Origin of the sequence: Achromobacter sp. ACM05 (assembly GCF_019218915.1) — a bacterium.
GTDB classification, from domain to species: Bacteria; Pseudomonadota; Gammaproteobacteria; order Burkholderiales; family Burkholderiaceae_B; genus Achromobacter; species Achromobacter animicus.
In genome coordinates, this window is the sequence record NZ_JAHUWQ010000001.1 from 1,919,868 (window position 1) to 1,938,213 (window position 18,346).

Below are 18,346 nucleotides of genomic sequence, written 5' to 3' on the forward strand. Positions count from 1 at the left end.
TTCATGACTGCGCCCATTCCTGAATTCACCCATGCCGTCGTGACGCGCGACGCGCGGGGCGTCTATACCTTGCAGATCCACGATGCCAAAAGCCTGAACATCCTGGCGTCGGCCGTCACACTGAGCCTGACCGAGGCGGCGCGCTGGATCGCGGCGCAGGATGACGCGCGCGCCGTGGTGATCCGCGGGACGGGCGAGAAGGCCTTCGTGGGCGGGGCCAATATTCATGAAATGGCCGAGCTGGACCCGCCCGGCGCACGTGCCTTCATCACGCGGCTGCGCGACCTCTGCGATGCGGTGGCGGACATTCCCGTGCCGACCATTGCCCGGTTGCCGGGCTTTTGCCTGGGCGCCGGTATGGAGCTGGCGGCTGCCTGCGACATCCGGCTGGGATCGGCGGACGGCGTGTTTGGCATGCCGGAGGTGCGCGTCGGGATTCCCTCGGTGATCCATGCGCTGTTGTTGCCTGCGCTGATCGGCCAGGGCCGGACCAATTGGCTGCTGCTTACCGGCGAGACGGTGGATGCGGTGCAGGCGCGAGATTGGGGGTTTCTGGAGTTCCTATGCGAGCCCGGAGGGCTGGACGCGCTGGTTGAACGGACCGTGGCGCCGATTGCCGCCAGCGGCCCGCGCGCCGTGCGGTCGCAGAAGGCCTTGCTGCGTTACTGGGCGGAATCGTCGATCCAGGCCGGTTTGGACCGTAGCGTCGAGGCCTTTGGTGAAGCCTTCACCACCGACGAGCCGCGCCGGTGCATGGCGCCGTTTCTGGCGCGCAAACGGCATCGCTAGGCAAGAAGACGGTGCGCTGCAACCGGCCCCGCAGGACGCGCGCCGCGGTGCGTGCGCAAGAGGGTTTCGCGCATTCAGACAGGAACGCCATGTGCTGACGTTCAAGGATGTCACGGCACAAGGAGCCGACATGATTGCCGAAACGAACGAAATGGAATGCTGTATCGATAGCTGTCTGACCTGCTATCGCACGTGCGTAAAGACCGCAATGACTCATTGCCTGGAGGTGGGGGGCGAGCACGTTGAAATGGCGTCTTCAGCGATCGGGAAGACGGGTACGCAATGACAAGCCCCGCAAACGGGGCCTGCCTCAGATCACTTCCGGAGATGCTCGCGCACGGCCGTGGCGGATGGCCCGACCGCTTTCACGGCGTCGCGCAGTTGGGCTTCGCTGACGCCGAGCGCCTGGGTCCAGTAGCGCAGCTCATGCGTTTCGTTGACATTGATTCGGGAACGGTCCTGGGGACCGCGTTTGCTCAGGTCGTCTGACATGTTTCTATCCTCCGGGTTGAGACGCCCCGGAGGTCAGCAAGCGTCATGCCCGCGCCCAGCGGGCTTTTTTGTCATTGCACGCGGGTCGGCGTCGCCACGCGCGAGGTCTGGGCGGGCATGCGCTCGACCGTCAGCGCAGCCGGTTCAGCCGTGGATGGCCGGACCACGACGGCCTTGTTTGCGCTGGCGGCGCCCAGATTGGGCAGGTCGGCCGGCCGCGCGGCCACGGCCGTGAACGGACCGCCGCCGCTGGCCGGAACGCCGTCCAGCGTCAGGTTGGCAGCCCAGACGCCACGTTGGCGCGACAGCACCTGATAGCGCTGCGGTGCGCCGGCGGCGCGTGCAACCAGATACAGCGTGCCGTCGACCAGGCTGATGGCGGGTGGCGATGCGGCTTCGGCGTCCAGCTTGCCGAGCTTGCCGTGTTCAAGCAGCCAGAGCTGTCCGCCCGCGCGCTCCAGTATCGCGAGCACGACGTTGCCGGCGTTGTCGGCGTGGATGGCGGGGCGGCCGATGTAGGGCACGCCCAAGTCGGCCGGCGCGCTCCAGTCCATGTTCAGGTCGGTGGTGTCGCCGGCTTCGACCAGCTTGGTCAGGTGGTTGTTGGCGCGCTGGCGGAAGTAAAGCTCGACGCGGTCTTCGTGGTTGCGGATGGCGGCCAGTCCGCCGGCCGCTTCCGGCGCGGCGACGCGGCGCCAGCCTTGCCATTCCGACCGTTGGCCCTTGGCGGCCGGGAGCTGGCGGGTATAGAAGAGTTCGCCTTTGGCGGCGATCGCAAACACGACGTAACGTCCATCCGAACCGCGCGCCGCGGCCGGTGAGCCCGATGCGCCTTCCAGCGGCGGCAGCGCCTGCCAGGTGCTCCAGCTGCCATCGATGCCGGACGGCGTGATCCAGTGCAGCACGCCGTCATAACCCAGCGCGACGGCGGCGGCCTCGCCGCGCGGCGCGACGGCGGGGATCTGCGTGACGCGCAGGCCGCCGAGCGCCTGCCACCCCTGCCAGGTGCCGTCATGGCGCTGTTTGTTGGCCCAGACGCCGCCCAGCGGGTCGCGCGCCATCAGGCCGGCCGTGCCGTCGGCGTGGGCAAACGACACCACGGGGCCGGTGGTCCGGCCGCCCAGGCTGTGCCAGCGCTTTTCGCCGGAATCCCAGCTGTTCACGGCGGCGTTGGTCTCGCCCGCGGCAAACACGACGAGTCCGCCGCGTCCGTCGGGGTAAACCTGCGGGGCAACGTCGTGCCGGGATACGTAGTAGGCGCGCTGCACCCACGCGGCTGCAGGCCCGGCGGGTTCCTGGCAGCCCTTGGGGCCGGCGCAATAGTGGTAGTCGTTCCAGGCGTAGTGCTGGAAGATCACCGACTTGCTGGCGATTTCCGACTCGGCCAGATTGGTGGCGCGTTCCTGGCTGGGGTAATCGATATAGCCGGTCTCGGCATAGTTGCCGGGCGCCCGCAGCATGGCTTCGCGCGCCAGCCGGGCGCTGGCGATGTGGTCGGGGTGGCCGTGGCCCGCGCAGCGCCAGCACAGCTGGGTGTACGGCACGCTGATCGTGTCGTCCAGGTGCCGTACGGTGGTGGGGCCGTACTGGCGGATCATTTCGGCCAGCGTGTCCACAAGCTGCTCGCGCGTGTAGACCTCGGCGTGCGGGCCCAGCGTGTCCACGCTTTGGTTGGGTTCGGACTCCGTGCGGCTCAGCGGCGTCAGGCTGCCCCAGCCTTTGCCCAGCCAGGGATCCTTCAGGCGCATGTGCCACAGCTGCACGCGCGGGTTGCCGGTCAGCGTGAAGCGCGCAATCTGGCGGCCCGCGACGATGCCGGTGTCTTCCTTCCATGCGTCGGGCTGATGCGCCATGTAGGCGTAAGCGGCGCGCACGCCCCGCTCGCGACCCAGCATGTAACCTTCGCCTTCGCCAGCGTCGCTGGCGGTCAGGTAGACCAGGCGCACGCAGCCGCCGGCCTCGATGTTCGAGGCGACGTCCGGATTCATGAAGAGCAGGTCATCATCCAGATGGGCAACGAAGGCCAGATCCTTGATGCCGTGGCATTCGGCCAGCGTCGGTGGCGCGGCCAAGGCGTGGGTGGAGAAGAGGGCCGCGGCCAGGCAGCAAAGCGCCTGGCACAGCGGGCGCAGCAGGGCAGTAAAAACGGGCATAAAAAAAGCGCTGCATGTTGGAGGTGCAGCGCGTCTTGTGGGTGGTAAAGAGTGCGGAAAGTATAGCTGCGGCGCGGCTGCGGGCTGCAATAGGCGCTTGCCCGGTGTGGCGTGGGGCCGACGTTTTGCAATGCGATAAATGGGGACGTCCGAATGGCGTCCCCCATTCATTCAACGCGCCGATTCGGTGCTGACCACCAGCTTGTCCGCCCGCGCCGAGCGCGTCCGGCGTTCCAGCATCACCGCCCACAGCCACAACGGCATGCTGGCGATGGCGAGCAGGCTGCCGACCCAGCCGGTCGACGTCCATCCGAACCCGGCGGCAATCGCGAGTCCGCCCAGGAACGGCCCGAGCGCGTTGGCGGTGTTGAACGCGGAATGGTTGAGTGCCGCGGCCAGCCCCTGCGCGTCGCCCGACACGTCCATCAGGCGCGTCTGCAACACGGTGCCCAGCGCGCCGCCCACGCCCACGAGGAACACGTTCAGCGTGATCAGCCACACGTTGTGCGCCATGAACGGAAACAGGGCCAGCACCACGGCAGACCACAGCAGCAACAGGCCGGCCGTGCGCATGACGGCGCGATCGGCAAACACGGGCACGACCATGTTGCCCACTGTCAGGCCGACGCCGAAGGCGCTCAGCACCAGCGGCACCGTGGCGGGAGAGACCTGCGTGACGGCGGTCAGTGTGTCCGCCAGGTAGGTGTAAATGGAGAACAGCCCGCCGAACCCGACCGCGCCGATGGCCAGTGTGATCCACACCTGGCCGCGGCCCAGCGCGCTCAGTTCGCGCAGCGGGCTGGCGTGCGGATCGGCGGCCGTGTCCGGGGCATAGGCGCGCACGCTCAGCATGGTCAGCACCGCCAGCAGCGACACCAGGCCGAAGCTCCAGCGCCAGCCGATGACCTGACCCAGCCAGTTGGCCAGCGGCACGCCGACGATGGTGGCGACGGTCAGGCCCAGGAACACGCGGCCCACGGCCACAGTCCGCCGGTTGGCGGGCACCATGGAACTGGCCACCAGCGAGGCGATGCCGAAGTAGGCGCCATGCGGCAAGCCGCTAAGAAAGCGGAAGAACAGCATCCAGTGGTAGTTCGGCGCAATGGCGCTCAGACCGTTGCCGATGGCGAACAGGCCCATCAGTGCGATCAGGAGCCGGCGGCGCGGCATGCGGGCGCCCAGCACAGCAAGGATGGGCGCGCCCACCACCACACCCAGCGCGTACGCGCTGATCACATGGCCGGCGGTGGGGGCGTCAATGCCCAGCGACTGAGAGAAGTAGGGAAGCAGGCTCATCGTCGCGAATTCGGTGGTGCCGATCGCGAAGCTGCCGATGGCTAGCGCCAGCAGCACCAGGGCGGGCCGGTGCTGCGCGGAAATGGGATGGGACATGAAGACTGGAAGGAGAGGATTGCGGAATGCTGCGATGCAACAGGGGCATTGTAGAGGGCCGAACCTGTCATTTGCATGTCGGGTTGTCTTGCCGTCGTCACTGGATGTGAGCCGCGGCAGGGCGCAACGTGCCGTGGCGCCCGCGCGATGACCTTCGCGCTTCTTGATATTTGTTCGTTTGCAGGCCCCAACAATAAAAAAGCTTCGATGGTTACGTGGTCGGACGGTCGGTAGTTTGAGAGAGAAAACCTCTCCCTCAATCAATCAGGTGAATTGCTTGAACGGACCTTTTTCGACAATGAACGCGCATCGGCGCGGGGTGGACACGCTATGGACCTCATCATTTCAACCGTTCGCAACGTAAAGGCAACCGTCTGCAAGGCAGAAAGAAACGCAAGCAACGCAACCTTGAATAGATGCACGGCAACGGCACCTGCCGAGTCCGCAGTTGGCCGAATTCTCCGCAAGCCGCGAAAGGAGCGCCTGGCCGCATCCGCCGCGGCTTTTCTACTAGGCGGCGTGGGCAATCTCGGTCTGGTCTCGGTTGCCCACGCGCTAGGCGGAGAGCTACAGCTGTGCAACGTAACCACTTCGACGGGGTATGAATACGACTTCAACGCCGGACCCGCGACGTGGGTATCCTGTGCCTCCCAGGAGGCATTCTCGCTGAACAACGACCAGAGCAATAACGGGGGGACGGGACTTGCCGGTTCGACGGCCCGAATCACTGGCTACGGCGATGGCACGCTGGAACTGAAGGGCGAAAACGGCATCTCGATGCTGAACGGCGTCAACATGAACGGCAACCGGATCACCCAGGTCGGCGTGGGTGTACTGTCGTCCACCAGTCAGGAGGCGGTGAATGGATCGCAGCTTTACGCCACCAACCAGCAAGTGCAGTCCAACAGCGCGGCCATCACAACCTTGGGCGGTTCGGTGGCGCAGAACACGGCAACCCTGAACACGCTGACCACCAACCTCAACAACGGCGCCGTCGGCCTGGTCCGGCAGGATGCGGTCACGGGCGCCATTACCGTGGCTGCCTCCTCGGGCGGCAATGTCATCGACATGACGGGCACTGACGGCACGCGCACCGTCACCGGCGTCGCCAACGGCGTCATCTCGGCAACCAGTACGGACGCCGTCAATGGCAGCCAGCTCTACGCCCTTACGCAACAGGTCGGCCAACTGAATGCCGCCAATGCGTACGTCAGCGTCGACGGCGCGGGCGATGGCAGCGACAACGCGGCAGCGGGCGCAGGCACGATGGGCGCGGCGGTCGGGGCCAACGCAACAGTTACCGCGTCCAACGGCGTGGCCGTTGGCGCCAATGCATCGGCGGCAGCGGCCAACAGTGTGGCGCTGGGCGCGGGTTCGGTGGCCGACCGCGCCAACACCGTGTCTGTCGGCGCGCAAGGCGCCGAACGCCAGGTCACCAATGTGGCGGCCGGCACGCAAAGCACCGATGCCGTGAATGTGGGTCAACTGAACCCCGTGGTGGCCGGCCTGGGCGGCGGTGCGCACATCGACACGGCCACGGGCGCCGTCACCGGCCCGGCGTATCAGCTTAATGGCCAGACGTACTACAACGTCGGCGACGCGCTCGGTTCGCTGGACACCACCGTGCAACGCAACCGCGAAGGCCTGGCCCGTCTGGACAACCGCATCGACCAGACCAACCGCGCCATCGACGACGTTGCGCGCAACGCCTATTCGGGCATCGCGGCCACCACGGCGCTGACCATGGTGCCGGAAGTCGATCCGGGCAAGCGGTTTGCGCTGGGCGTCGGCGCCGCCACGTATCGCGGCTACCAGGCCGTTGCAGTGGGCGCGTCGGCACGTGTGAACGACCGCGTCAAGCTCAAGGCCGGCGTGGGCATGGCCTCGGGCGGGCCCACGGCCGGGATCGGCGCGTCGATGCAGTGGTGATGGCCGCGGGATCACACCGTCACGACATTCAACCCGCCGTTCGCCAGCACTTCCGGATTCGCGCCTGACACAAACAACCGGAAATCGTTGTGCGCGAAGTTGCCGATCACCTTGGCCTGCGTGGCGATGAGGGCGCCGGCGTCACCGTTGGTCAAGAGGTTGTTGCCGGTGACGGCGGCGTCGAATGCCGGAAAGTGGCTGTAGGCCTCCAGCGCGTTGTCGGCGGCGCGCAGGCAGCGCCACACGGCGAATTCGCCGCCCGTCTGGATGATGGTCAGCATGGCGCGCGCCGCTTCAGCGCCGAGCCGCAGGCTGGACAGATGATTGCCTTGCAGCGTCAGCGTGCCGTCGCCTTCCGGCACCATCTTGCCCGTGCGGATGCCGCCGCCCAACAGCTTCAACTGATCCGTCGTCAGTTCCGGAAAATCTCCTGATTCCGCAAAGAGCGCGATGCCGCCGCGCAGTCGGTTGTCGCGCACAGTGGTGTCGGCGTCGTTGTCCAGCAGCGCCAGCGCGCAGGACATCGGATCGGCCAGCAGCGCGGCGGCAAGCGCGGCGATGGCGGGGCGCAGGCGCTTGGCCGCTGGCGTTTCGCGGCCCAGCTGCGTGGCCAGCGTCGTCAGGGCCGACTGGATGCGCGGCGTTATCGTCAACGCGTTGCCGGCGGCGCCGGCGCGCAGCAGCGCGGCGATCTCGGTCGTCATCGCCTTGCGCGCGTCCAGGGGTTGGCGCGACAGTGCCGAGGCGGCGCGATCGTCGTCATCGTCCAGCACTGCCTCGGAGGAAAGCGCGCGCTTTAACGCGGCCAGCGTCGGGGCGCGGGTGAAGAGCTGGTCGAGGCGTTCGGCGTTGCCGCGGCCGGCGGCATAAAGACGGCAGGTCTCGATGTGCACGCGCCGGCTGCCGTCGACCCGCACCAGGCTGTTGCCGGGCCCGGCCGGTCCTGCGCAATCGACGCGCGACAGCCGCAGGTCGGCGCATTGGTTGAAAGCGATCGCCGCCGGTTGGCCGCGCCGCGTGATCACCAGGTCGGCGATGGACACGCTGGCAAAGCCGTCCAGGCTGAACATGCGTTCATCCAGCATCAGCCGGCTGGCCGGGCCGCACCCATGGAGCATCAGGCGCACGCGCGGCCCCTTGATGATGAGGTCATCGTCCAGCTTGTGTTCGCCGGGCGTCAGGCACAGGGAGATGTCCATGCGGTCCTGTCCGATGAGCGTGCGCAGCGCGTTGTCCAGCGTCGGGAAATCGCCCGCCGGGCCGACGGTAAGGCAGCAGCCGCCGCCGTGCGTGCGCCGGCACAGCGCATCCAGGGCTTCTTGCACCGAATAGGCTTGTTCCGCGAGCAGGTCCGCGCAGTTGCGCGGGTCGTAGGCCACCTCGGACGCCAGCGCCAGGGTTGCCGTGTAGCGCAGCGGCAGGTAGCGATCAGGCGCGGGCTGGCCCGCGCGCAGCAGTTGCGCCGTGGCGCGTTGCACGGGGCGGGCGGCATCGCAGGCAAGGGACCAGGCGATGGACGCCACGCCGTCGGCGCCGGTCGCCACGTCCTGCGTGGCCGTGCCATTGGGCAGGCGGCCGGCGTCCACCGTAAAGCGCACGACGGCGCCCGCCACCGGCAGGCTGCCGTTGGCCACACCCGCGCGCAACTCGGAAGGCAGCGGCACGACATCCGGCGTCATGGCGGGATTGGGCTTGACGCTCTGCCCGTCGCCGCCCGCGTAGTAAAGCTGAGTCAGTTCCGTCAACGCGGGAAAGAGCGGGCGGCAGTCGCTGATGGCGGTCCACGCGCCGCCCTGCCAGCGCAGCAAGGCCAGCCGCGCAAACGCCCGCAGGATCCCGGCGGGCGCGTTGAAGGCGGGCTTGCCGTCGGGCATCTGCGGCCATTCGATGGAGGCGGTGGCGGTGCGCGCGGGAATCAGCCAATAGTCGCCCACGCGCAGGCGGCCTGGGGAAAACTTGATTTCGACGCCGTCCTGCTCCAGCTCCACCCAGCCGGCGTTGGCGCTGTTGATGGGCGCGGGCGTGATTTCCGCGACGCCGTCCCAACGGCGCACGCGCGGATTGGACGGAAAGCGCGCCGCATCCAGCGCGTGGCCGATCAGGCTGGCCGGATCGATGGTGACCGTGTTGCCGTCGGTGCGCACCACCTGCGCCAGCGGGCCCGGCTGTCCCAGCAGTTCGTGCGTGTCATCCAGAAATTCGACCCAGCAGCCCGCGGTGATGGCCAGCACGTCGTCGCGGCCGATGCTGGCAACTTCAAATTCGTTGGCCACGGGGTCGTCCAGCCAGCGCACCACACGCGACAGGATGCTGCCGTTTTCGCGCGACCACTTGTAGCGCGCCTTGCCCGCGCCCGCGCCGTCCTGATGGATCTCGATGCGGTAGAGATGGTTTTCCAGCAGACGGTAGCCGGCGTCGGGCGGCAACTGGCACGGCGTCTTGGGCGGCACGCTGGCTTCGGCGCGCGCGGCCATGCGCGCATCGGGCGGGGCGATCAGCGCATCCCACGCCGGCAGCGCCGACAGGCAGGTGAGGGCGGCGTCGGGCGCGCCGACCTGCATCAGCTTGACCTGCCACACCGTCTTTTCGCGGGTGGCGGTGTCGGGGCCGCCCAGCGCGACCTCGCGCATGCTGGTGTCGCCGGCAGGCAGGTCGAGCGTGCACAGGTGGCGCTGCCAGGCTTCCAGATAGGCCAGGTACATGCCCTCGGGCGGCGGCGCGGTTTGCCCGTTCGATCCGAAGACGACGACACCGTCGATGTCGGCCGGCGTGAGGGCGGGCGGCGGCAGCGGCAGGACGGACGCGCCAGCCGGCAGCACGGGCGATGCCGTCGGCGGCATGTCGGGCTGCTTGGCCACGGTGGCGGGCTGCGGGTTTTCGCACAACAGGCCGTCCAGATAAAGGCGACCGGTCGACAGCGACAGGTCTTTACCGGCAGGCGCCAACGCAAAGCCCGGCGCGGCCAGCGGCACGCCCACCCGGCCGACCGTGTCCGCCGTCTCGGTTTCGATGCGGCGGTTCAGGATGTCCTGCTGCTCGTTCCAGTCCGAGTCCATCTGCACGCGGCCCTGTTGCATGCGGACGGCCCGGTAGCGCCGGGCGGGGTCGAATGTGAGGCGGCTGAGATCGGCTTTCATGGTGTTGTTCCCGAAGACAGGGGGCTCAGTTCACGGGGATCAATCCCGCTTCGAGTCCGAAGCGCAGATACTCGTCCAGCGCCTGCCGCAGGTTGGCTTCGCGCTGGGCTTGCAGCAGGAAATTCCAGGCGCCCATTTCGGCGCCGTTGTCCGCGCCTTCGCGGATCTCGAGCGCGCAGCCGCGCGCCAGTTGGCCGTAGGACGGCGATCCGAACTGCGTGGAGGTAAACGAGGGGGCCACGCGCGCCGCTGCGCGCTTGGCGGCTGCGGCGCCCAGGTCCTGCATGGCCAGGTCCGGCTGGCAGCGGTAGCGCCGGGGCGTGACCGACGGCATGGGCACGTGGCAATAGCGCACGCAGCCTTCCTGGCGGCGGTTGATGGCGAGCGGGCCGCCGAACAGCGTGTTGGACGCGTCGAGCCGCCCGGCCGCCACGCGCCCGAACAGCGTGCTCGCCAGCACGCGCAGGGCGCTGTCGTCCACGTCGACCGCGGCAGCCGCGCTGCCTTGCGCATCGATCAGGCACGCGTCGATCTCGACGGCGGCAAGCGGTGTCGCGCAGCGCACCGGCCCGCTGATGCAGCGCGTAAGGCTCAATTCAAGTTCCGGCGCTGCGCCGCTGTGGCGCACGCCGCCGCGCGCGGGCGCCAGCGTGCAGTGGCGCAGCGCCACGGCACGCAACGTGCCTTCCAGCCGCAGGCGGCCATCCACCAGCAGCCCGTCGAGCCGCACGCGCGTGCTGGCGTTGCCGCGCAGCCGCCAGTCGCCCCGCAGCACGGGCCGGCGCAGCGGGGCCGCCTCGATCAACAGATGCGTGTCGGGCAGCACCAGATCGGGGGCGATGGCTTCGGTGCCGTCGTGGTCCAGAACGATGCGCACTCGCTGGCCCGCCTGCACCGCGGTCAGTGCGGCCGCCAGCGTGGGCGTTGCCGCCGAGGGAACGCGCAGTTCGATGTCGAAGGTGTCTCCGGACGCCGCGTCCGCGTCATCGCCAACCGGGGCGCTGCGGTCGTACGGACCCGCGCCAATTTCGCCGGGAAAGCCATACGCATATCGCACCTGCACCGATTGCGCGGTGACGCCGGGCGGCAGCGCAAGGCGTCCGCGGTGCGGGTCCAGGCCCACCAGCACGCCGCCCGCAACAGGGAAGCTGCGGTCCGGCCGCCCGGGCTTGCGCGCCTTGACCAGCAGCGACGCGTCGGGCCGGCGCCAGTCCTCGGGGGAAACGCCGGGGATGGGCGCCAGGTTGCAGATGACCAGATGCTCGGGCGGCACGGCCTGTCCGTCCAGCCACACCTGCACGACCGGCCCGCCGCCGCTCTCGGCAAACCCCCCTTGCGGCGGCGCGTCGCCATCGGTCAGCGCCTGGCGGCGCGCTTCCAGTTCGGCGTGCAGATCGCGCCAGGACAGCGGTTCGGGCACGTTGACCGGCTCGGCCAGGTGGTCGATGTCGGTCTCCGTGCGGGGCCGGTTGAACAGCGGCTGGTCGCGGCCCAGCGGATCGATGGTGTAGAAGCCATCGCGCGTCGTGGCGGGGGCAGCGACGCCGCGCTGGACGGTGTAAGACTGCAGCCGCCACAGGAACAGCGCGACGTTGGGCAGGTTGTAGCGCCCGGCTGGCAGCGCGCGCACATCGGCCGTGTGCAGCTCGGCGCCAAAAGGGCCGTCAACGCGTTCCATTGCGCGGGAATCGCGCAGATCCGGTGTGCGCAGCGCGTGCGGGCGCGGATGGTTGACGTGCTGGGTGGTGGCGACGCGTTCAAAGCACTCGGACACGCGGCTGCGCCAGCCCGTGGCGTCGGCGGCCAGTTCTTCCAGCACCAGTGCGGTGCCCTTGCGCCGGCGCAGCCGCAGCGTGTTGGCGACCAGCGCGCGGGGTGAGAACGCGGCGCCGACGGGGTATAGCGCGCGCACGCCCAGCAGATCGCCCAGGTACGGCACCACCCAGTCGTCGCAGGTCTCGATGAACCAGTTGTCGTAGAGCCGGTCCACGTCGGCGTCCACCAGCGCGCCCTGGCGCGCCAGCACGTCCAGCAGCGCGCGCAGCGGGCCGCCGGCCGCGGCGTCGCGTTCACGGTAGAAGGCCGGCAGCAGGGCCATCAGCGCATCGGCATCCAGGCGGGTGTTCATGTGCGCTCCGTGAGCAAGATGTTTGCCGGGTCAGGGCGCAGCAGTTCGGCCGGTTGCAGGCTGCCTTGCTGCCACCGCGCGGTGCGCGCCGGCAGCGTGGCGCCGGGCCCGTTGCTGCGCCGCGCGGTGACGCTGGACAACACCGCGCTCAGTCCAGTGCCCAGCCCCGGGTTCAGTCCAGTATTCAGCCCCCCATCCAGCACCAGCGAATCCAGATCCACCCACTGCACGCCCGGCACGCCTTGCAGCACGGTCAAGACTTCCGCGCCGTGCACCGGCTGGCCGAATGCGCGCGCGGCAAAGCCAAAGGCCTCCAGCACGCGGGCGCGGGCCGCCTGCAATACCTTGGGCGTCTCGTAGCGGGGATCAATGCCCAGACCGGCCCGCAGGCCGAAACCCAGATAGCGGCACGGCGCCACGCGCAGCGGCTGGTAGGGCGGCCGCGCTCCATCGATGGCCGCGAGCAGATTGCGATACAGCGCGCCGGCAGGATCCAGCGCGGCGCCGTCCTCGCCGGCGACGGTCAGATGCACGAGCCGTTGTTCCCCGTCCCACAGCCACACCGCCTGCGACTTGCCGATGCCGGTGAACGCGGCGGAAAAATCCTCGAAGTCGCGCAGCGAGACGATGCGGTCCAGCGTGCGCACGCGCAGCGGCGCATTGCGGCGGGCGGCGTCGCCGGCTTCGGGATCCACCCCGCCGGTGGCGGCTGCCGGATTGACGACCGCCTTGACGCCCGGCGCGCGCGTGAGCAGCACGTTCAGTTGACCGCGCGCGACGTTGCCTTCGCGGCCCAGGCCGACGCGATAGCGCGCCTCTACATTGCCCGACCCCGACGGCAGCCGCGCGCCGTGCAGGCCGTCGCCGAACTGCACCGTGGCGCCGCCGCTGTCGTCCAGCCGCAGCAGATAGGCGCGATCGTCCGGCGCCAGCTCCGTGATGCGTGGCGCTTCGGTCCACAGCAGGCCATCCACGCGAACTTCCAAGCTGCTCGCTGCGCCGCTCGCCGTGGGCGCGGGCACGAAGGTCAGCGGCTTTTGCTGCAGCGTGAAACGCTGGAACGCCCGGTTGCCGGCGCCGCTGCCGAGCACCTCGGGCTGGATGCGCATCTGCCGGCTGTCGCCGTGGCTGGCCGGCGCGACGTTGGCGTTGATGCGCACCGTGGCGGGCAGATAGGCGTGCGCCAGATCGGCGTCCAAGTGCAGCGACGTGCGGCCGCCAGCGCTGTCGTTGCGCTGGATGCGGACGATGTCGCTGGCTTCAGCCAGCGTGACCGTGGCGCGCGCGCCGTCCTCGAATTCCAGATCCGCGCTGGCGCGGTCGCGCGCCACGCGCACGTTGGCCAGCGCGTCGCCGCGCAACAGCCGGTCGCGTGGCGCGATGTTCGCGGCGTCGGCCTCGTCCAGGATCAGCCCCGACACCGCCAGCACGCGGTCTTGGGGCAGGTCGGGTTCGTACGACGCCAGCACCAGCGCGTGGCCCTGCGTGAGGCCGGACGCGGGGCGCACGCCCCAGTCCAGCGCATCGGATTCGCCATACGCGGTGGTCTCGCGCACGGCGTCGTTGAACTGTTCGCGCAGGCGTTCGCCCCGCAAGGTCAGCCGGGTGGTCGGCCCGGCCAGCGCAAAGCCGGTCCGCGCGTCGGGGCCGGCCTCGGCAATGCGGTAGAGCTCTTCATACCCTGGCATGGACAGCACGGCCCAGCCGCCGGCCACCCATTTCGGATAGACGGCATCCAGATGCACGCCGTGCACGTCGGCGGGGAACAGGCTGGCGGCGGGTATCGTCTGGCGCGCCAGGCCCGGTCCGGACCACGCGAGCGTAAGGGTGGCGTCGCCGCTGGCCTCGTAGTAGTCGATGCGGATGTCGTGCTTGCGGCCTGCCGTGAGCCGGGCGCTGGCGCTGTACTCGGTAGGCGATTGCTCGCGCCACTGGTCGATGAGCAGGTTGCCGTCCACCCACAGCCGCACGCCGTCGTCGGCCGTGACGTGGAAGGTGTAGCTGCCGCTGCCCGGCGCGCGCACCCAGCCGGTCCAGCGCACGCAGAAGTTGTCCGCGGGCATGCCGTCGCCGGGGCCGCCCGCCGCCCACCGGAAATCCAGTTGCGGATCGGTGCGCGTCATTACCTGTTCGCTGAAGCTGCGGCCGCGGTAATACTCGCCGTAAAGGCCGGACCCCGCGCCGCTGGCGCCCGGCGGATCGGAGATGTCGGCCAGCGTGTAGCCCGGCCATTGCGGGAACTGGCTGAAGGACGGCTTGGCGTCGTCGGCCATGCCCAGATAGGCCGCGCGCAGTGTGGCGGGCATGGCGCGCCAGTCGGGCGCGTTGTAGCCGAACAGCCGCGCCTGCGCGCGCAGCGCGTAGCAGCGCGGATTGCGGCGCGCAGGCTGCACGTGCGGGGCCGCGCTGCCCAGGCCGCGTTCCAGCGAGATCAGCGTGTAGGCGGGCGCGCCGTCTTCGCCGGGGCCCGGCACATACTCGCGAACCTGCGTCAGGCGGCGGAAGTCCCAGTTTTCGTTGCCCGGGTCGCGTACGCGTTCGTCGCCGACGATCAGCACGGCGTCGCCGGCTTTGAGGCGCGTGGCCGCCCCGGCCAGGCACAGCGTGCGCGCGCCAAAGCGCGGCGGCGCCGGTTCCAGCCACGCCAGTTCCAGCGCGTTCCAGGCGGCGCGCGCCTCGACCGCCTGCAGGGTCTCGAATGTCTGGGCGCGTTCATCCTGCGCGGGCACGCTTTGCGCGCGCGTCCACGGCTCGATGCGCGCGCGCAGTGGCGCGCCGGGCGCGGTTTCCATCGTGAACGCCAGCCACGTCGTTGCCGCCACACCGGGCCGCAGTTCGTAGCCGATGGCCCGCGCCAGTGACTGCACTGAACGACGCTCGGTCGCCGTCCGCAGATAGCCCTCGTTGCCGATGCGCTCCTGATAGAACGCCAGCACGTCCAGCACCGCAGCCCACGCGTCGAACAGGGCGATGACCGGGTCGTCACGGTCGCGTGTGGTCAGCGCGGCCAGCGCCGGCGACCGCGCCAGGTCGGCTGTCAGGCTGGCCAGAAACCGGCCATGCGTGCCGATGCGCAAGCGCAAGGCGGGCTGGCCCGGCGGGTTGTCCAGGTCGGACGGTGTGAGCGCAGGCTGGCCGGCGCAGCAGCCGCAATCGGCGGGGGTTGTCATGATCCGCCCTCCACGATGAAGTCGATGCGGCCGTTCTCGGGAAAGTTGGGGTCGCCGTCGGCGCGTAGCACTTCCAGCGGCGCAATCAGCAGGCGGCCGGTGTCCAGTTCGCCCGCGGGGTCGCGGCCCCAGCGCTGGAAGCGTTCGGCCCGCGCCGACGCGACGCCCGGCACCGCCATGACGGCGCGCATCAGTGCCGACAGCGCCAGCGGCGTGCCGAAGGTGTAGCGGTCGGGATGAAAGAAGCCCGGCCGGCCTGCGCGGTCCAGGCCCGCGGTGAAGGCATCGCGCAGCGCCGCTTTGACGTCCGCGGCAAAGTGGCCCGGCGCGGCGCAGACGCGCACCAGGATGTCGAGCGGCACGTGTACGGGATCGGAGAATTCCAGGTCCTGTCCGGCCAGCCGGAAGCGCTCCATGAAGGCGCGCAGCGTGGCGCGAAAGGGCGCGTCCACCTCCCGCCCGCCGCGCCGGTCGACAGTCAGAAAGACCGTGTGCCAACTGCCCGTCCAGCGCAGCCGGGCGGCCGCGCGCTGCACCTGCGGATGGCGTTCGGCGAGGCGCGCGTAGTCGTCGGCCGTGACCGCGCGCTCTTGCACCCGAAAGGCCTCGGGCGCGTTCAGCTTGATGGCGTCGGCCGGTTCCGGCGCCGCGCCGCCCTGCGCGGGCAGCGGATTGCGCACGCGCGCCACGCCCACCATCAGGTCCGCATCGTCGGTGACAAGCGCGCCGATGGCCTCGGCGCCCACGTTGCCCTCCGCTCCGCCGCCCAGCCGGTAGCGCGCCAGCAGGCGTTCGCCGGCCACGGGAGCGGCGCCGTAGCGGTTGTCGCCAAAGCGCAGCCAGGCCGCACCATCGGTTTCCGTTTCGACCACGAACTCGCGCGCGTCACGGGCGCTGGCCAGCAGGCTGCGCTGGGGCGACCACGCCGGGCTGGCGGGGGCGGGCACGTCGCCGGGCTGATCGGCGTCGTCCGCCTGCAGCGACATGCCGCTGGGCAGGGCGCGGCGCGGGTCCTGCGCCAGCGCCGCACCGGCGGGCAGCAGGGCGGCCACGGCGAGGTCATGCCGGTAGGATTCGGCGCAGGCCAGGCCCGCGTCCGGCAGGCGGGGGCGGTAGGGCCGCGACGCGGGCGCGTCGCGCGCGTTGGCCGTGTCCGGCAGTAGCGGCGTCCAGTCGCGCTGCATGCCGTGGTCGGCCAGGACGACGTTGCCGCGCGCCACGGAAACGGCCCGCTTGACCAGCGCACCGCCGTCGTCGAACTCGCGGCTGACGCACAGCGGAAATGGCAGCGCGTCGTCCGGATGCCAGGCGATCAGCAGCAGGTCGGTGCCGGTCAGGTCGTCGCGGCCGGCGCGCGTTTCAGTCAGGCGTACGGCCACGCGATGCGTGCGGTCGGCGTCGGCCCTGCGGCCCGTCAACGGGTCGATGGTTTCCTCAAACACCAGCACGTCGCCCGCGCCAAGCGTCAGCGGGGGATCGTTCACCAGCGCCGCCTGCGTCTGGCCGCGCGGCAGGCAGTAGGCGGGATCGGCGAAGTCATGCAGCAGGATGCGGCTGTGCGCGGCGTGCAGCGTCAGGTCGTGCAGCGTCTCGAACACTTCAATGCCGGCCGCGGGCAGCCCGTCTAGCACGTCACGGCGGCGCACGGGCTCGGCAAGCGCGGCTTCGGGCGTGCTGGTCAATAGCGGCGTGCCCGCCGGGATGACCTTGCCGTCACCCTGCGCGTTCGCTTCGATCGCGACAAACACGCGCGCGTTGCAGCCGTCATGCAGGGGGTAGTCCAGCAGACGCGCGTGGCGCCGCAGCGAGGTCCGGCGGCGCGCGGTGTCCAGATAGGCCTCGGTGGCGGCGGCGTCCTGCGCGTAGGAAAGATGGTCGGCCACGTAGGCCAGCGTTTCCACGAGCGCCACGGTGAAATCGGCGGGATTGCGCTCGGTGAAGTCGGGCATGCTCTGCGACAGGCGGTCCAGCATCAAACGCCGGAAGCTCTCGTAATCCTTGGCCAGGTAGTCCAGCAGCGGCTCGGGCGGCGCCGGCGCATCGCACGCGTGCGTGTCGGCGCAGTCGAACTCCGACGGGCAGCCCGCCTTGAAGTTGATCTCGATGGTGGACAGGCACAGGTCAAAGCCCGGCGCGGGCGCGTCGGGGTCGGCCGGGTTGACGAGCGCGAGCGTGTACCACGAGAAGTCGCCTGCCTTGTCCACGGTCAGCCGGATCTCGTTGCCGGACAGCACCGGGTCCGCGGCCAGCGCGATGCCGCGAATGCGCGCGCCGCCTTCGATGCGCACGTGGGCGCGGCCGATGCCGGACACCGGATGCGCGCAGACCACGCGCACCGTGCGCTGGTCGGCCGCGTCAATTTCCACGAAGGCGATGCCGTTGTCGCCGGGCGGCTGCTGGGCGCGCAGCAGTTGCAGCCGGCGCGGGTTGGCGCTGCGGAACTGGCGGTTCATGGCACGTCGCGCGTAAAGCGCGCCAGACGCCGTTGCTGGCCTTGGCGCAGCACGTACTGCACGTCGACCTGCAATGTTGCATCGCGGTGCGCGACGTTGACGGATTCCACCGCGATGCGCTCGCCCAGCCATTGCTGCAACGCGCCTTGCACGCTCATCTGCACGGCGGCGGCCAGCGTGTCGCTGTTGGGCGCAAACACCAGTTGCAGCAGCCCGCAGCCGAAGTCCGGCCGGTTCACGCGCTCGCCCGGCACGGTGAACAGCACCTGCTCGATCATGTCGCGCACGTGCGTGGCGTCGTCGGCATTACGGCTGCGGCCGCGCGCGTCGGGTTCGAACGGAAAGCGCAGGAGGGCCATGGCGATGCGTCCTTACATGCCCACGACGCGGGCCTGCGCCTGCAGGGCCAGCATCGGCGTGCCGGTGGGCATGCAGATCGACGAGCCCGCCTGCAGCGCGGCCGGCATCCCGCCGATCAGCACGCGCGTCGCGCCGGCGAGCCACATGCCGGTGACACACGGGCCGTTGCCTGACGGCGGCGGCGGAAACGCGCAGCCCGCGATGGAATACGTCGACAGGATGGTCACGGCCGGCTGGCCCGACAGCAGCACGCGCGGATTGGGCGCCGTCGGAATGGCCTGGCCGCCGTGCGAACACTGCACGGTGGCGCCGAAATGCAGCAGGGGTCCGGGCATGCTCTTGG

General features: G+C 69.8%; 10 protein-coding genes and 2 pseudogenes. 3 read left to right on the forward strand and 9 right to left on the reverse strand.

Annotated elements, in window-relative coordinates; translation table 11 throughout:
- The first annotated feature begins 3 nt into the window (after positions 1-3).
- Positions 4-789 carry an enoyl-CoA hydratase gene (locus tag KW836_RS08690; RefSeq protein ID WP_175122699.1) on the forward strand — a complete coding sequence of 262 codons (786 nt, stop codon included), beginning with the start codon at positions 4-6 and terminating at the stop codon, positions 787-789.
- A 315-nt stretch (positions 790-1,104) separates the two neighbouring features.
- Here the strand turns inward: KW836_RS08690 and KW836_RS08695 are convergent, their stop codons facing one another.
- The 3 genes from KW836_RS08695 to KW836_RS08705 form a co-directional block, all read right to left on the reverse strand.
- Positions 1,105-1,281, reverse strand: a complete 177-nt coding sequence (locus KW836_RS08695; protein ID WP_175122700.1) for a DUF3606 domain-containing protein — start codon at positions 1,279-1,281, stop codon at positions 1,105-1,107.
- A gap of 71 nt (positions 1,282-1,352) precedes the next feature.
- Positions 1,353-3,434, reverse strand: a complete 2,082-nt coding sequence (locus KW836_RS08700; protein ID WP_175122701.1) for a PIG-L family deacetylase — start codon at positions 3,432-3,434, stop codon at positions 1,353-1,355.
- 171 nt (positions 3,435-3,605) lie between these two features.
- Positions 3,606-4,826, reverse strand: a complete 1,221-nt coding sequence (locus KW836_RS08705; RefSeq protein ID WP_175122702.1) for an MFS transporter — start codon at positions 4,824-4,826, stop codon at positions 3,606-3,608.
- Positions 4,827-5,621: 795 nt separating this feature from the next.
- On the opposite strand from KW836_RS08705, the pseudogene KW836_RS28120 reads away from it, so the two are divergent.
- A pseudogene (locus KW836_RS28120) lies at positions 5,622-6,338 on the forward strand (hemagglutinin); the annotation flags it as partial.
- 177 nt (positions 6,339-6,515) lie between these two features.
- Positions 6,516-6,755: pseudogene (locus KW836_RS28125) on the forward strand (YadA C-terminal domain-containing protein); the annotation flags it as partial.
- Between the two features lie 11 nt (positions 6,756-6,766).
- Here KW836_RS28125 and KW836_RS08715 read toward each other — a convergent pair.
- Genes KW836_RS08715 through KW836_RS08740 form a run of 6 tightly spaced genes read right to left on the reverse strand, consistent with a single transcriptional unit; the run spans position 6,767 to position 18,338 of the window.
- A complete protein-coding gene (locus KW836_RS08715; RefSeq protein WP_218342996.1) occupies positions 6,767-9,892 on the reverse strand; it encodes a DUF6519 domain-containing protein in 3,126 nt (1,041 codons plus the stop codon).
- A 25-nt stretch (positions 9,893-9,917) separates the two neighbouring features.
- The gene (locus KW836_RS08720; protein WP_218342997.1) at positions 9,918-12,020 is read right to left on the reverse strand and encodes a phage tail protein; all 2,103 of its coding nucleotides are present in this window, start codon (positions 12,018-12,020) and stop codon (positions 9,918-9,920) included.
- Positions 12,017-15,190, reverse strand: a complete 3,174-nt coding sequence (locus KW836_RS08725) for a putative baseplate assembly protein (protein ID WP_218342998.1) — start codon at positions 15,188-15,190, stop codon at positions 12,017-12,019. The genes KW836_RS08720 and KW836_RS08725 overlap by 4 nt, the downstream gene beginning before the upstream one ends.
- Positions 15,187-17,643, reverse strand: a complete 2,457-nt coding sequence (locus KW836_RS08730) for a putative baseplate assembly protein (protein ID WP_218342999.1) — start codon at positions 17,641-17,643, stop codon at positions 15,187-15,189. The genes KW836_RS08725 and KW836_RS08730 overlap by 4 nt, the downstream gene beginning before the upstream one ends.
- Complete coding sequence (locus tag KW836_RS08735) at positions 17,640-18,002, reverse strand: GPW/gp25 family protein (protein ID WP_175122708.1); 363 nt, start codon at positions 18,000-18,002, stop codon at positions 17,640-17,642. Before KW836_RS08735 ends, KW836_RS08730 begins: the two co-directional genes overlap by 4 nt.
- A 12-nt stretch (positions 18,003-18,014) precedes the next feature.
- Positions 18,015-18,338 (reverse strand): hypothetical protein, encoded by a 324-nt coding sequence (locus tag KW836_RS08740; protein ID WP_175137628.1) that lies wholly within the window; start codon positions 18,336-18,338, stop codon positions 18,015-18,017.
- Positions 18,339-18,346 lie beyond the last annotated feature (8 nt).